16 protein-coding genes are annotated in these 13751 nt (G+C 65.4%); 4 read left to right on the plus strand and 12 right to left on the minus strand.

Going from position 1 to position 13751, the window contains the following annotated elements:
• The 6 genes from BLW56_RS18020 to BLW56_RS18045 form a co-directional block, all read right to left on the minus strand.
• Positions 1–438, minus strand: coding sequence for a VOC family protein (locus tag BLW56_RS18020; protein ID WP_093512324.1), 438 nt, complete (start codon positions 436–438; stop codon positions 1–3).
• A 9-nt stretch (positions 439–447) separates the two neighbouring features.
• Positions 448–885, minus strand: coding sequence for an acyl-CoA thioesterase (locus tag BLW56_RS18025; protein ID WP_093512325.1), 438 nt, complete (start codon positions 883–885; stop codon positions 448–450).
• A 42-nt stretch (positions 886–927) separates the two neighbouring features.
• Entirely contained in the window at positions 928–1692 is a 765-nt protein-coding gene (locus tag BLW56_RS18030; RefSeq protein ID WP_093512611.1) for an alpha/beta fold hydrolase, read from the minus strand.
• Entirely contained in the window at positions 1689–1943 is a 255-nt protein-coding gene (locus BLW56_RS18035; RefSeq protein ID WP_037511175.1) for a DUF6356 family protein, read from the minus strand. The genes BLW56_RS18030 and BLW56_RS18035 overlap by 4 nt, the downstream gene beginning before the upstream one ends.
• Before the next feature lie 71 nt (positions 1944–2014).
• Positions 2015–2392: a VOC family protein gene (locus tag BLW56_RS18040; RefSeq protein ID WP_093512327.1), complete on the minus strand. Its 378-nt coding sequence runs from the start codon at positions 2390–2392 to the stop codon at positions 2015–2017.
• Entirely contained in the window at positions 2389–2811 is a 423-nt protein-coding gene (locus BLW56_RS18045) for a MerC family mercury resistance protein (RefSeq protein ID WP_093512329.1), read from the minus strand. The genes BLW56_RS18040 and BLW56_RS18045 overlap by 4 nt, the downstream gene beginning before the upstream one ends.
• 147 nt (positions 2812–2958) lie before the next feature.
• Here BLW56_RS18045 and thrS point away from each other — a divergent pair, with 147 nt between their 5' ends.
• From thrS to BLW56_RS18060, 3 genes are read left to right on the plus strand one after another with little or no spacing between them, the layout of a single operon-like run.
• Positions 2959–4962 (plus strand): threonine--tRNA ligase, encoded by a 2004-nt coding sequence (thrS, locus tag BLW56_RS18050; protein ID WP_093512331.1) that lies wholly within the window; start codon positions 2959–2961, stop codon positions 4960–4962.
• A gap of 2 nt (positions 4963–4964) precedes the next feature.
• The gene (locus BLW56_RS18055; RefSeq protein WP_177176037.1) at positions 4965–5816 is read left to right on the plus strand and encodes a metallophosphoesterase; all 852 of its coding nucleotides are present in this window, start codon (positions 4965–4967) and stop codon (positions 5814–5816) included.
• Entirely contained in the window at positions 5813–6574 is a 762-nt protein-coding gene (locus tag BLW56_RS18060) for a sulfite exporter TauE/SafE family protein (RefSeq protein ID WP_093512332.1), read from the plus strand. The genes BLW56_RS18055 and BLW56_RS18060 overlap by 4 nt, the downstream gene beginning before the upstream one ends.
• Here BLW56_RS18060 and BLW56_RS18065 read toward each other — a convergent pair.
• Both BLW56_RS18065 and BLW56_RS18070 read right to left on the minus strand, forming a co-directional pair.
• Positions 6571–9072, minus strand: a complete 2502-nt coding sequence (locus tag BLW56_RS18065; RefSeq protein ID WP_093512334.1) for an ABC transporter permease — start codon at positions 9070–9072, stop codon at positions 6571–6573. The two genes, BLW56_RS18060 and BLW56_RS18065, sit on opposite strands and share 4 nt — an antisense overlap.
• Positions 9073–9774 carry an ABC transporter ATP-binding protein gene (locus BLW56_RS18070; protein WP_093512336.1) on the minus strand — a complete coding sequence of 234 codons (702 nt, stop codon included), beginning with the start codon at positions 9772–9774 and terminating at the stop codon, positions 9073–9075.
• A gap of 16 nt (positions 9775–9790) precedes the next feature.
• Between BLW56_RS18070 and BLW56_RS18075 the strand changes: the two genes are divergently transcribed.
• Positions 9791–10504 (plus strand): arylesterase, encoded by a 714-nt coding sequence (locus BLW56_RS18075; protein ID WP_093512338.1) that lies wholly within the window; start codon positions 9791–9793, stop codon positions 10502–10504.
• On the opposite strand, the gene BLW56_RS18080 is transcribed toward BLW56_RS18075, so the two are convergent.
• From BLW56_RS18080 to BLW56_RS18095, 4 genes are all read right to left on the minus strand, one after another.
• On the minus strand, positions 10501–10824 hold the full coding sequence (locus BLW56_RS18080; protein ID WP_093512339.1) for a YnfA family protein: 324 nt from the start codon (positions 10822–10824) through the stop codon (positions 10501–10503). The genes BLW56_RS18075 and BLW56_RS18080 overlap by 4 nt on opposite strands.
• A gap of 85 nt (positions 10825–10909) precedes the next feature.
• Positions 10910–11368 (minus strand): outer membrane protein, encoded by a 459-nt coding sequence (locus tag BLW56_RS18085; RefSeq protein ID WP_093512341.1) that lies wholly within the window; start codon positions 11366–11368, stop codon positions 10910–10912.
• Between the two features lie 227 nt (positions 11369–11595).
• A complete protein-coding gene (gene rlmN, locus BLW56_RS18090; RefSeq protein WP_177176020.1) occupies positions 11596–12855 on the minus strand; it encodes a 23S rRNA (adenine(2503)-C(2))-methyltransferase RlmN in 1260 nt (419 codons plus the stop codon).
• A 72-nt stretch (positions 12856–12927) separates the two neighbouring features.
• Entirely contained in the window at positions 12928–13671 is a 744-nt protein-coding gene (locus BLW56_RS18095) for an SDR family oxidoreductase (RefSeq protein WP_093512345.1), read from the minus strand.
• Between the last annotated feature and the right edge of the window lie 80 nt (positions 13672–13751).

A 13751-nucleotide genomic window follows, 5' to 3' on the forward strand; every position in this document is an offset into this window, starting at 1 on the left:
CTACCAGGCGCCGGTGTTCGGCATCGAGGCCCAGGGTTCCTGCGGCGGCAGATGGCCTTCCTGCAGCAATTCCACCGAAATGCCGTCGGGCGAGCGCACGAACGCCATATGGCCGTCCCGCGGCGGGCGGTTGATCGTCACGCCGGCGTCCATCAGCCGTTGGCAGGTCGCATAGATATCGTCGACCCGGTAGGCGAGGTGTCCGAAATTGCGGCCGCCTCCATATTCCTCGGGCGCGCTGCCGTCTTCGGGCGGCCAGTTATAGGTCAGCTCGACTTCCGCCATGTCGCCCTGTCCGGGCGCGGCAAGAAAGATCAGCGTGAAGCGGCCTTGCTCGCTGTCGAACCGCCGCGTTTCCTCCAGCCCGATCAGCTTGAAGAAATCGACGGTGGCATCGGGATCCGAGACGCGGATCATCGTGTGAAGATATTTGATCATGGCGCCATATTAGGCGCGAAGGGGTCGATCTTCAAACGCTTCGAACAGGGATACGAATGCATCGGGCACCGGCGCGGTTGCGCCCTGCGCCTCCTCGACATGCACGCTGACCTCCAGACCCGTCGCGCGCAGGTCGTCCTTGCCCGCGCCATGCAGTTCGAACAGGAAGGTCATCGAACTGCGGCCGACGCGCGAGCAGCGCACGCAAATGTCGATTTCCTCGTCGAGCAGGATCGGCACCTTGTAATCGACCTCGGCGCGCGCGACGTGAAATTCGGGGCTGTTGTTCGCTGGCCAGCGGTCGTAAACTCCGGCGGCGCGCCAATATTCGGTGATCCCGATGTCGAAATATTCAAGGTAGCGGCTGTTGAACACCACCGCCTGCGCATCGATTTCGGCATAACGGACGCGCTTCTTGACGCTGAATTTGAAATCGCTCCGAGCCATGACGTTCCTCTGTTTAGTTGGTCGCGATACGCACGACGGTTTCTAATTTGTCGCGATACGCGCGACCGTATCGATCAGCAGCGCGATGTCGGTATCGCGCGACAGGCGGTGGTCGCCGCCCTTGACCAGCGTCACCTGAACATCCGTACTCGCGAGCGCGGCCGACAGGCGCAGGCTGATGTCGGACGGCACATCGCCATCCTCTTCCCCGTGGAGCAGGCGCACGGGGCAGGTGAGGGGGATTTCGGTGTCGAGCAGCCTATTCGCTTCTCCGGACTGCAAAAAGTCGCGCGTCGTCACATAGGGCTGGTCGCTGTACGGGGTCTCCTCGACCAGCGCACCCTCGGCAAGGATGATCGCTTTCTCGGTATCGCTGAAACCCCAGTCGGTGAAATCGGGGGCAGCGGCGATCCCGACGAGTCCGGCAACACGCCCCGGCCCGTCGCGCTGGACGAGCGCCAAGGCGGTGAGCAGCATCAGCCACCCGCCCATCGACGAACCGACGATGACGACAGGCCCTTCGGCCTTCGCATCGATCAGGTCGAGCACATCGCCGCGCCAGTCGAGCAGATTCTGTTCGGCGAACAATCCGTCCGACAGCCCGCATCCGGCATAATCGAGGAGCAGGCACGCATGACCCTCGGCCGCCGCCCAGTCGAACAAGGCGGTCGCCTTGCCGCCTGCCATGTCGGACATATAACCCGGCAGGAAGACGATCGTCGGACCTGTGCCCGGCGTATGGCGATAGGCGAGCCGCGGACGGCCCGAACGGTCGAGATAATCGGCGGCGACGTCCACCGGGGTCAGATGACCCAGTCGATCGTGCTCATCTGCATCACGGCCTGCCCCTTGGCGCGCCGCTTTTCGACCATGATATGATTGAGCCGCTGGATCGTGTCGCTTCCCGTGGTGATGCACCACCCCGGCACGACCGCATGCACGAGCGCACAAAGGCCGCCATAGATCATCGTGACGCCGAATTTCGACGCGACGCCAAAATGCTCGATGTAATTTTCATCGACGCTCTTGGGGTGGTCGACGAACAGGCGCTTGAACATGGGGTGGCTCCTTTCCGGCTCGCCGTCGCCCTAGACGTGGACGGTGAGTCCCGCAAGGGCGGCGGGGCATATCATTCGATCAACCGGCTGGGCCATCCGACGCGAACGAGCGTTTCGTCGGGGTCGGACAGCGCGAACTCATACATGCCCCACGGCTTGTGCGTCGGCGCCTTCTCGCGCTCGAGGATGGCATCGCGGAACTGTTCAGCCAATTCGGCCACGCGTTCGGTGTAAAGATACAGGCCGAATGGATTCTGCCCCGGTACCAGCCATCCGTCGGGCGCCTCGTTCGTCAGGTGGAGCTGCCATCCCTTGCCGTCCTCGAGCAGGCGGTAGCTGCCATAGTCGCCGACGACCGACAGGCCGAGCGCCTCATAGAATGCCGTGCTCGCGTCGATGTTTGTGCAGGGCAGGATCGCGGCGATGCTGTGGGGCGTCGGGGTTGTCATGCCGCCAGTCTATGTCCGCCGCCGCGATGGCGCCAGCGCCAGTTGACGAGGTGCGCGGCGGCCAGTGTGATCGCGCCGATCGATGTGAGCAGCCGGTCGGCGCTCTCGGGATCGGCGGCGGTAATCCATCCCTCATGCGCCGACAGACCCAGCGCGAGCAGGCCCAGTCCGACGACTGCCAGCATCGTGGGCGCCAGCCGCCGATGCCGCCGCCAACCATCGCGCATGGCGATGGCCGCGGCGGGCAGGGCGAGCAGCAATATCGCCGCATGTACGCCCTCGGGCAGGGCGATCCAGCGGCTCAATGCAGGCGCGAGCAGGAGGGCGAGGGGCAGGGCGAGGCAATGGATCAGGCAGGTGAATGACAGGATGATCCCCGTCAGGTCGGCAAGGCGCGGGCGCGCGGCGGGGAGGCACATGGAGCTTCTTTCGCGAAAGGGGTTCGTCGTGCCAGATAATGATACATTATCTCATTGCAAGGGTTGTTGTGAATCCGCCCCTTGCCGCCCATATCGCATGCTGGCAAAGGGGCGCTGTTTTACCCCGCCAGAAAGGCCAGTTTTTCGATGTCCCAGATGATCCGTGTCACCCTTCCCGATGGCTCTGCCCGTGAAGTCGTGCGCGGCACTACCGCGGCACAGATTGCGGCCGACATCGGACCCGGCCTCGCCAAGGCCGCGCTCGCCGCCAAGATCGACGGCGAACTGCGCGATATCATGCGCCCGCTCGAGGAAGACACGAACCTTGCGCTGGTGACGAGCCGCGACGAGGCTGACGCGCTCGAACTCTTCCGCCACGACTATGCGCACGTTCTCGCCGAGGCTGTCCAGAACCTGTTCCCCGGCACGCAGATCACTTTTGGCCCGTCGACGGGTGACGGCTTCTATTACGACTTCGCGCCGACCGCCGAGCATGGCCCGTTTCGCGACGACGAACTGCCGCTGATCGAGGAGGAGATGCGCAAGATCATCGCCGCCGACCTGCCGCTGACGCGCGAAGTGTGGGAGCGCGACAAGCTCATCGCCAAATGGGCGGCCGAGGGCGAGACGTTCAAGGCCGAATGGGCCGCCGAATTGCCGCAGGGCGAGGAGCTCACCGTCTATCGCAGCGGCGAAGGCTGGATGGACATGTGCCGCGGCCCGCACCTCGCCTCGACGGGCAAGCTCGACCCCGCCGCGTTCAAGCTGACGCGCGTCTCTGGCGCCTATTGGCGCGGCGACCAGAAGAATGCGCAGCTCAGCCGCATCTACGGCACCGGCTGGCTCAACAAGAAGCAGCTCGCCGAGCATCTCGTCCGGCTGGAGGAAGCCGCCAAGCGCGACCACCGCAAGATCGGCCGCGAGATGGACCTGTTCCACCTGCAAGAAGAAGCGCATGGCAGCGTCTTCTGGCACCCCAAGGGGTACCGTATCTATCGCGAGCTTGAGGCCTATATGCGCCGCGCGATCGACGGCTCGGGCTATCAGGAGGTCAAGACCCCGCAGGTGATGGACGCCAAACAGTGGGAACAATCGGGCCACTGGGGCAAATATCGCGAGAATATGTTCGTCATCCCCGACGAGGTGCCGAACATCGAGGACGAAGGGCCGATCGTCTCCGACGATGCCGAGTGGATGGCGCTCAAGCCGATGAACTGCCCGGCGCACGTCCTGATCTTCCGTCAGGGGATGAAGTCGTATCGCGACCTGCCGCTGCGCATGGCCGAAATGGGCTGCTGCCATCGCAACGAGCCGCATGGCGCGCTGCACGGCATCATGCGCGTGCGCCAGTTCACGCAGGACGACGGCCATATCTTCTGCCGCGAGGACCAGATCGTCGAGGAAGTACGCGATTTCTGCGCACTGCTCGACCGCGTCTACAAGCAACTCGGGTTCGAGAAATATGCGGTGAAGCTCGCGCTGCGCCCCGACATGCGTTTCGGCACCGACGAGATGTGGGACAAGGCCGAACAGGAGCTGCGCGAAGCTGTCCAGCGCGCGGGCATGGCGAACGACGATTATGGCTGGGAAGAATTGCCGGGTGAGGGGGCCTTCTATGCGCCCAAGCTCGAATTCCACCTGACCGACGCGATCGGGCGGACGTGGCAGTGCGGGACGATCCAGTCCGACCGCGTGATGCCCGAACGGCTCGATGCGAGCTACATCGGCGAGGATGGCGAACGCCATCGCCCGGTGATGCTCCACCGCGCGATCCTCGGCACCTATGAGCGCTTCATCGGCATATTGATCGAGCATTTCGCGGGCCGTTTCCCGACGTGGCTCGCGCCGGTTCAGGCCGTCGTCGCGACGATCGTGTCGGACGCCGATGCTTATGCCAAGGACGCGGTGGCCCAGCTCACCGCGGCGGGCATCCGCGCCGAGGTCGACGTGCGGAACGAGAAGATCAACTACAAGGTCCGCGAACACAGCCTCGCGAAAGTCCCCTACCTGCTGGTGGTCGGCAATCGCGAGGCCGAGGAAGGCACCGTCGCGATCCGCACCCTCGGACAGGACGGCCAGCGGATCATGCCGCTCGCCGAAGCGATCGCGATGCTGAAGGGTGAAGCGACGCCGCCGGATCTGCGCGATTGAGCATGACACCGCGGCGGCGTTGGCTGCGCTGGGCGGCGCTCGTTGCGCTGTTCGGCGTCGCATTGCTTGCCAAAGGCTATTGGAACGCAACCCGCGATCCGGTCGTCCGCACCGCGACGGTTGCGGTTGACGCCTGGCCGGCGGGACAGCCACCGCTCAAGATCCTGCTGCTCTCGGACACGCACGTCGCGGGCCCCGATATGCCGCCCGCCCGGCTGTCGCGGATCGTCGGCGACCTCAACCGGCTGAAGCCCGACCTCGTGCTGATCGCTGGCGATCTCGTCAGCGAACGACGCGGCGCGACGCATATCTACACACCGGCCGAAGTGGTCGCGCCGCTCGGCGGGCTTAAGGCGCCGCTTGGCGTCATCGTCGCTCCGGGCAACCATGATCACTGGTTCGAGCCCGATGCGTTGCGCGGTGAACTGGAAAAACGCGGCATTCGCGTGCTGCAAAATGAAGCGGTCAAGCTTGGCCCGCTGATCGTGGGCGGGGTCGACGACGATTATTCGGGGCACGACGATGTGCCGGCGACGTTCGCGGCAATGGACCGGCTCGGTGCGGGCGTCCCGCTGCTGCTGACGCACAGCCCCGACATCATCCCCGACCTGCCGCGCCCGGTCGCCGCGGTCTTCGCCGGGCACACGCATTGCGGCCAGATCCGTTTCCCCTTCGTCGGCGCGCTGACCTATGTGTCGCGCTATGGCGACCGCTTTGCCTGCGGCGATATCGACGACAAGGGGCAGCGCGTCTTCGTCGGCGCCGGCCTCGGGACCAGCCTGATGCCGCTGCGTTTCAACACGCCGCCCGATGCCTGGTTGATAACCCTGCAACCGAAAGCCGCTGCACGATGACCAGCCTCCAGCAACTTGTCGGCCTCGCGCCGCTGACCGTCGCGGGCGCGGCGGCAATGACCTTTGGCGCCGCCTATGTGCGTGGGCTGACGGGTTTCGGCATGGCGATCATCCTTGTCCCCCTGCTCGGGCTGATCGTCCCGCCGGGCGAGGCGGTGGTGCTCGGCATATTGCTGCAGTTGCTGATCGGGCCGGTGGGGCTAAAGGTCATATTGGCCGATGCCGACCGCGGCACGGCGGTCCCGATCGCGCTGCTTGCGATGCTCGCGACCCCGGCGGGCATGGTCGCGCTCCATGCGACGACTCCGGATGTCGCGCGGCTGCTGATAACCTTGATCGCGGTAGGGGCCTTCATCGCCGTCCTGCTGCCGAAACAGCCCGAGGGACACAAGCCGGGCCGCGTCGCAGTCGCAGGGACAGGGATCGCGTCGGGCATCCTCACCGGCTTCGCCGCGATGCCGGGGCCGCCGGTTGTGCCCTTCTACCTGCGCCGTCACCTAGAACCCAAGGTCGCACGCGCGTCGATGATGCTGATCTTCTTCGCGACCGCCATTGCGGGGACGCTCGCCGCCCTGTGGGTCGGCATTGCGACGGCAAGGCTCCTCATCCTGTCGCTGATCCTCTTCCTGCCGATGTGGTTCGGAAACCGGATTGGCGGACGGCATTTCGGCAGCGTCGCGCCGCATGTGTGGCAGACGATGGTCGCAGTCGTGCTTGGCGTTGCGGCGATCTCCGCCGTAATACGGATACTCAGCTAAAGGCTGCGCAGCGCCTGCGCCGGTTTCGCCGAGAGCAAGGGCCAGCTTCCCGCGATCCCGATCAGGAACGACAGACCCGCGCCGCCGATCAGCGTCAGCCCGACGATCAGCGGATCGGGCGCGAAGTCGAATTCGAAAAGCTGCGTCACGACATACCAGGCGCCCGCGAGGCCGAGCCCCAGCGCGAGCACAGCAAGAATGCCCGCGAGCACCGCATATTCCGTGCCCTGCGCGCCAAGGATCTGGCCCCTCGTGGCTCCGAGCAGCTTCAGGATCACGCTGTCGTAAACGCGCCGCTCGCGGCTTGCCGCAATCGCGCCGATCAGCACCGCGATGCCCGCAAGGATCGCGATGCTTGCCGCCGCCGCGATCGCCTGGCTCATCTGTGTGAGGAGCGTCGTGACCTGCGACACCACATCGCGCACCGCAATCAGCGACGCCGACGGGAAAGCGCGCGGGATGCTGCGCGACAGGGCGGTTTCGGCCTCGGGCCCAACCGCAACCGTCGCGACCATATTATGCGGCGCGGCGTCGAAGGTGCCGGGCGAAAAGACGAGCACATAGTTCAGCCCGAAATTGTCCCAGTTGACGGTGCGGAACGAGGCGACCTTCGCCTGCACCTCGACCCCCAGCACATTGACCGATAGCGTATCGCCGAGTTTCAGCCCGAGCGACGCCGCAACCTCCTGTTCGACGCTGACCAGCGGCGGCCCCTTGTAATCGGCCGCCCACCATTGGCCGCCGACGAGTTCGCTGCCGTTGGGCAGGACAGGACTATAGGTCAGCCCCCGGTCGCCGCGCAGCACCCATGCCCCCTCGGGCAGTTCGGCAAGCTCGTCGACGCGCTGCCCGGCAAATTCGGTGACGCTGCCGCGCAGCGCGGGGATCATGTTGATCTCGGCCTTGGGATCCGCCGCTTTCACCATCGCCTGAAAGCGCGTGGTCTCGGTGCGCGGCACGTCGAGCACGAAGAAGCTCGGCGCGCGTTGCGGCACGGTCGACCGGATTTCGGACGTGATGCTCGTCTGGATCGCCGCGAGCGTCACGAACAGGGTGAGCCCGAGTCCGAGCGCCACAACCAGCGCGCCGGTTGCGGCACCGGGGCGGTGCAGGTTCGCGAGCGCAAGGCGGAAGAGCGGGCGTTTGGGCCGCGGCAGCCGGCTCGCGGTACGCCGCACCAGCCAGCCAAGCCCGACGAGAATGAGGAGCAGGCCGATCGCCGCCCCGATGAAACCGAGCGCGAACAAAGGTTCGCGCGCGGTGCCGACAGCCAGCGCAATGATCGCCGCGAGCGCCGCCGCGACCGCGATCACCGTCTGCCGGTCGATCCGCGCCGCGCCGCTCACCGTCGCGCGATAGAGTCCCGCGGCGGGAACATGCCGCGTCGCCGCGAGCGGGGGCAGGGCAAAGGCGATGGCGATCAGCAAGCCATAGGCCGCGCTGACGGCAAGCGGCAGCGGATAGATGGCAACACCGGGTTTGACTGGCAGCACATCGCCCGCAATCGCGCCGATGATCGCGGGCGCGAGCGCGCCGACGATCAGGCCGGCGACAATCGACACAGCCGCAACCGCGAGGATCTGCAGTCCGTAAATGCGCGCCACCGTACCGCTATCGGCGCCCAGCACCTTTAGCGTCGCGAGCCCCGGGCGCTTGCCCGCGAGATAGCTCGCCACGCCATTGCCGACGCCGATCCCTGCGATCACCAGCGCGGCCAGCCCGACGAGCGACAGGAACTGCCCCATGCGCTCGATGAAGCGCCGCGTGCCTGGCGCGCCATTGCTGCTATCGGTGATGTCCCAGCCCGCGTCGGGGAATTCGGCGGTCAGCGCCTTGCCGACGGCTTCGGGGTTCGCGCTGCCCGGCAGGCGAACACGATATTTGCTCTCGTACAGGCTACCCGGCTGGATCAGCTGCGTTGCGGGGAGGTCGGCAAGCCCGATGATCGCGACGGGGCCGAGGGTGAAGCCTTCGCCCAAGCGGTCGGGTTCCTCAGCGATCACGCCGTCGATCAGGAAGCTGGTCTCGCCGAACTTCACGCGTTCGCCGACCTTCAGGCCCAGCCGGGAGACGAGATCCTTGCCGATCCAGATACCGCCCGGCGGCGGCGGACCTTTACGCGCGCCGTTCTCCAGCCGCATCGTGCCATAGAGCGGGTAAGCGCCATCGACCGCCTTGAGTTCCGACAGCAAGGCTTCGCCATCGGGATCGTTCGCCATCGCGCGCAGCCGCACGGTGGCCGAGGGCGTACCGACGCGACGGAAGCCCGCCATTTCTTCGGCCGTGGCTTCGCGCTGTGGCAGGCTGAATTCGACATCGCCGCCGAGGATCGTCTGCCCGCGTACTTCGAGTTCGGACGTGATACCGCGCGTCAGGCTGCCGATCGCCGCGAGCGTCGCGACGCCGAGGAAAAGACAGACGGCGAGGAGGCGAAGCCCGCGGATGCGCGTCGCAAGGTCGCGGCGCGCGATCCGCCAGAGCGTGGTGAGCGGAAGCATTCAGGCGGCCCGCTCTTCGATCTTGCCGTCGTGCATCACGACGACGCGGTCGCAATGCTCCGCGAGTTCGGGGTCGTGGGTGATGATGAGCAAAGTCGCGCCGAGTGCTGCGCGGCGTGCGAAAATCAGCTCGATGATCGACTGGCCGGTTGCGGTGTCGAGATTGCCCGTCGGTTCGTCGGCAAAGATGATCGCGGGCGAGCTTGCCATCGCGCGCGCAATGGCGACGCGCTGTTGCTCGCCGCCCGAAAGCTGTGCGGGATAGTGGGTGAGACGGTGTCCGAGCCCCACGGCTTCGAGTTCGGCGGCGGCACGGCCGAAGGGATCGGCGATGCCTGCAAGTTCCAGCGGCACCGCGACATTCTCCAGCGCGGTCATCGTCGGGAGCAGGTGAAAGGCCTGGAGCACGATGCCGATCCGCCCGCGCCGGGCACGCGCCAGATCGTCCTCGTCCATTGTTGCAAAATCGAGCCCCGCGACACTGATGCTGCCGCCATTCGCGCGTTCGAGTCCGGCCAGCACCGCCATCAGCGAGCTTTTGCCCGATCCCGACGGCCCGAGCAGCGCGACCGAGGTGCCTGCGGGAACCTCCAGATCGACGCCGCGCAAAATTTCGACAGGGGCCTTGTCGCTTCCGAGCGTGAGCGTCACATTATGGGCGGCGATCGCCAGGTCTGGCGAAGGTCGAGGCGCGTCGGTCAAGAAGGGACCCTTTGAAATGAGAACGGCCGGATGGCGCTCTTTGTTGTTATATGGTTGCGCAATTGCGCTTTGCCAACCGCTTGCGGCGTGCGGATCGGCGGAAAACCCGCCGGCTTCGACCAATGACAAGGTTGCGGCGAAAGCGGCGCCCGTCATTCCCGCCGACGCGCCGCTCGTCATCGCCTTCGGCGACTCGCTCTACGCCGGCTACCAGCTTGGTCCGAAGGAAGGGCTCGCGCCGCAATTGCAGGCCGCGCTTGCCGAGGACGGCGTCGTCGCGCGCGTGCAGAATGCGGGCGTCTCGGGCGACACCACCGCCGCGGGGCGCCAGCGCCTGACCTATGTGCTCGACAATGCGAAGGCGAAGCCCGCGCTCGTCGTGCTCGGGCTTGGCGGCAACGACATGCTGCGCGGTATCGGCCCCGACCAGACGCGCGCCAATCTCGACGCGATGCTCGCCGAACTGAAAAAGCGCAAAATTCCCGTGCTGCTCACTGGCATGATGGCCGCGCCCAATCTGGGCAGCGACTATGCCGGCAAGTTCAATCCCATCTATCCCGAACTCGCGTCGAAATATGAAGCGAGCTTCTATCCCTTCATCCTCGACAATGTCGTCACCGACAAGGCGCTGATGCTCGGCGACAATCTCCATCCCAATGCCAAGGGGGTGAAAGTGGTAGTCGAAGGATTGGCGCCGCTCGTCGAACAGGCATTGCCGAACGCGGGCTAGCTCCCCCGCGGCCCGAACAAGATGATCGCCGCGCCGCCGAGGCACACGGCGGCGCCGATCAGATCCCAGCGATCGGGCTTCGCGCCTTCGACCGCCCACATCCAGATCAGCGCCGAGACGATATAGACGCCGCCATAAGCGGCATAAGTGCGTCCCGCGTGCTCGGCGTCGACTAGGGTGAGCAGCCAGGCGAACAGCGCCAGCGACGCCATGCCCGGCACCACCCACCAGATGGACTTATCCAGCCGCAGCCACGCCCAAAAGGCGAAGCAGCCCGCGATTTCGGCCAGCGCCGCCCCGATATAAGCCAATGCCGTCATCGCCCCACCGTGGCCGGATCGCGGGCAAAAGAAAAGGGGCGACCCGCAGGCCGCCCCTCCTTTGTCATTCGCTGTTCCGAAAGGATCAGAAAGCGAAGCCGACGCCGACCGCGAAGGTGTCGAAGTCGCTGAAGTTCTCGATGAACTGGTGGCGATATTCGGCCTTGGCGTAAACGTTTGAGGTCAGCTTGTGCTGGTAGCCGGCACCGACATAGGGATCGTCGATCTGGCCGAAGGTGTAGCCGCCGTTGATATAGGCCTTGCCGTTGGCGCCGACCTTGGCACCGAGGCGCGCACCCGACGAGAACTGGACCTTGGCGCCGTCGATCAGAACCTTGTCGCCTGCGATTTCGGCGCCGGCGAATGCCGTCGAGCCGAGGTCGAAATCATAACCGGCCGCGGCGCCAAGCGTGGCGTCGTCGAGGCCGCTGCCCGTGACATAGCCGCCGCGCACTTCGACGCGGGCTTCGCCACCTTCGGCAGCCATGGCGGGGGTTGCAACGATGGCCGTCAGGAGAGCGGCTGCAACTGCGAATTTCTTCATGTTATTTTCCTTCTGCTTTAATCGGGCCAGCCCTTTTGGGTCGCGGCCCACCCCGTAAATGGGACTTGCGCCTGTCGCTGCAATGAACGGATCGTTCAGAATGTGACAATTTTCTTACCTGTGTTATTTTTACCACACAGTACAGAATAGCTATGCGCTCGCACATCCGCGCAAGCCGCAGATTTCAGCCATTTGCTGGAGATGAATAAGGACGCCGAATGACGTCCTTAGCCGAGCGCGGCCTGCTTCTCTTCGGCGATCCGGTCGAGTTCGGCGCGGGTCGGCTTGGTCGCCGCGCTCTTCAATTGCCCGCACGCCGCCATGATGTCGCGTCCGCGCGGGGTGCGCACCGGCGCCGAAATCCCGGCCTTGAAGATGAGGCTGCTGAACGCGCGCACCCGCTCGGGGGTCGAACATTCATAAGCTGCGCCCGGCCAGGGGTTGAAGGGAATCAGGTTCACCTTCGCGGGCAGCTTATACTGCTTGATCAGCCGGACGAGCTCGCGCGCATCGTCGTCGCTGTCATTCTTGTCCTTCAGCATCACATATTCGAAGGTGATGCGCCGCGCATTGTTCGCGCCCGGATAATCGGCGCAGGCCTGAAGCAATTCCTCGATGCCATATTTCCGGTTGAGCGGAACGATCTCGTCGCGGATTTCTTTAGTCACCGCATGGAGCGAGACCGCGAGATTGACCCCGATCTCTTCGCCCGCGCGCGCCATCATCGGGACGACACCGCTGGTCGATAGGGTGATGCGTCGCTTCGACAGCGCCAGCCCGTCGCCGTCCATCACGATCTTGAGCGCGCCCTTGACCTCGTCGAAATTATAGAGCGGTTCGCCCATGCCCATCATCACGATGTTGGTGAGCATCCGGCCGTCGGCGGTGTAGTGGCCCTGCCCAGAATCGTCAGAGTCGTCGAAGTCCTCATCCTCGGGATCGGCGCCGAAGCCCGCCATCGTGCCCTTCGGCCATTCGCCGAGCGCGTCGCGCGCGAGCAGCACCTGCCCGACGATCTCGCCTGCGCCGAGGTTGCGGACGAGGCGCATCGTGCCCGTGTGGCAGAAACGGCAGTTGAGCGTGCAGCCGACCTGGCTCGATACGCACAAGGTTCCCCGATCGGCGTCGGGGATGAAGACCATTTCATATTCCTGGCCGTCGGCGGCGGCGAGCAGCCATTTGCGCGTGCCGTCGCTCGACACCTGCGCCTCGCGCACCGTCGGGCGGCCTATGATGAAACGGTCGGTCAGCCACGGGCGCATCGCCTTCGCGATATCGGTCATCGCCTCGAAATCGGTGACGCCGCGATGGTACATCCAGTGCCAGATCTGCTTGGCGCGCAGCTTCGCGGCCTTCGCGTCGAGGCCGGCCTCGACCAGCACCCCGCCGATCGCATCGCGGGTGAGCCCGACGAGGTCGATGCGGTTGCCGCCGCGCAAGGGAACGGTGCCCGTCGTGACGGGGTCGATATGGCCGGGAATCTGCATGATGCGCGGCCATATAGGGGCAAAGGGCCGTTTGCGCCAGTCCCGGCGTCAAACGGCCCATTTTCCCGCCGGTTACAGCGACTTCAGCCGCTCCAGCACCTGCGGCACCGTCCCGCTCGCCTCGGCATTGCGCAGCGGCAGGACATTCTGCACCAGAATCTCTTCCGGCGTCGGCACCTGCGCGAACAGCGCCATCACCTCGTCGGCGAACGCGTCGAGCGGCATATAGCCCTCGCGCGTCGACTGGCCGGGGGTCAGGTCGGTGCGCACTGCGGGGGGCGCCAACTCGATCACCTCGACCTTGCCCTCGAGCTGGACGCGCAGCGCGACCGAGTAGCTGTGCATCGCCGCCTTGGTCGCCGAATAGGTCGGCGCCTTGGGGAAAGGAACGAACGCCAGCCCCGACGTCACATTGACGATCGCGCTGCCGTCCTGCTTCGCCAGATGGTCGACCAGCGCGTCGGTCAGCCGGATCGGGCCGAGGATGTTGGTGACGACGGTCGCCTCGGCCTGCGTCAGGTCGCGGCTGGTGCTGACATCCTCGGCGTTCATGATGCCGGCATTGTTGACCAGCACATTCAGCCCGGGATGCCTCGCGACGATCTCCTTCGCAAAGGCTGCGATGGCGTCCGCGTCGGTGACGTCGAGCGATACGGCCGACATGTTCGGCCGTCCCGCGATCGCCGCTTCCAGCTTGTCGGCATTGCGCCCGGTGACGATGACATTGTTGTCCGCGTCGTGCCAGCGCTGCGCGAGCGCCAGCCCGATGCCCGAACCCCCGCCGGTGACGAGGATGGTGTTGCCTGTGGTCTTCATGATTGCCTCCTTTGGGGTGGTGAGAAGGCCCAGATACCCCTATACTCTCCAAAATAAAGAAGGCACCTGAAAGTGCCATA

The sequence above is a fragment of the Sphingopyxis sp. YR583 genome, from assembly GCF_900108295.1.
Classification (GTDB): domain Bacteria; phylum Pseudomonadota; class Alphaproteobacteria; order Sphingomonadales; family Sphingomonadaceae; genus Sphingopyxis.

Coding starts and splice junctions, on each gene's coding strand:
- BLW56_RS18020 (WP_093512324.1), bottom strand. CDS start 438: ATGATCAAATATCTTCACACGATGATCCGCGTCTCGGATCCCGATGCC.
- BLW56_RS18025 (WP_093512325.1), bottom strand. CDS start 885: ATGGCTCGGAGCGATTTCAAATTCAGCGTCAAGAAGCGCGTCCGTTAT.
- BLW56_RS18035 (WP_037511175.1), bottom strand. CDS start 1,943: ATGTTCAAGCGCCTGTTCGTCGACCACCCCAAGAGCGTCGATGAAAAT.
- BLW56_RS18040 (WP_093512327.1), bottom strand. CDS start 2,392: ATGACAACCCCGACGCCCCACAGCATCGCCGCGATCCTGCCCTGCACA.
- BLW56_RS18045 (WP_093512329.1), bottom strand. CDS start 2,811: ATGTGCCTCCCCGCCGCGCGCCCGCGCCTTGCCGACCTGACGGGGATC.
- thrS (WP_093512331.1), top strand. CDS start 2,959: ATGTCCCAGATGATCCGTGTCACCCTTCCCGATGGCTCTGCCCGTGAA.
- BLW56_RS18055 (WP_177176037.1), top strand. CDS start 4,965: ATGACACCGCGGCGGCGTTGGCTGCGCTGGGCGGCGCTCGTTGCGCTG.
- BLW56_RS18060 (WP_093512332.1), top strand. CDS start 5,813: ATGACCAGCCTCCAGCAACTTGTCGGCCTCGCGCCGCTGACCGTCGCG.
- BLW56_RS18065 (WP_093512334.1), bottom strand. CDS start 9,072: ATGCTTCCGCTCACCACGCTCTGGCGGATCGCGCGCCGCGACCTTGCG.
- BLW56_RS18075 (WP_093512338.1), top strand. CDS start 9,791: ATGAGAACGGCCGGATGGCGCTCTTTGTTGTTATATGGTTGCGCAATT.
- BLW56_RS18080 (WP_093512339.1), bottom strand. CDS start 10,824: ATGACGGCATTGGCTTATATCGGGGCGGCGCTGGCCGAAATCGCGGGC.
- BLW56_RS18085 (WP_093512341.1), bottom strand. CDS start 11,368: ATGAAGAAATTCGCAGTTGCAGCCGCTCTCCTGACGGCCATCGTTGCA.
- rlmN (WP_177176020.1), bottom strand. CDS start 12,855: ATGCAGATTCCCGGCCATATCGACCCCGTCACGACGGGCACCGTTCCC.
- BLW56_RS18095 (WP_093512345.1), bottom strand. CDS start 13,671: ATGAAGACCACAGGCAACACCATCCTCGTCACCGGCGGGGGTTCGGGC.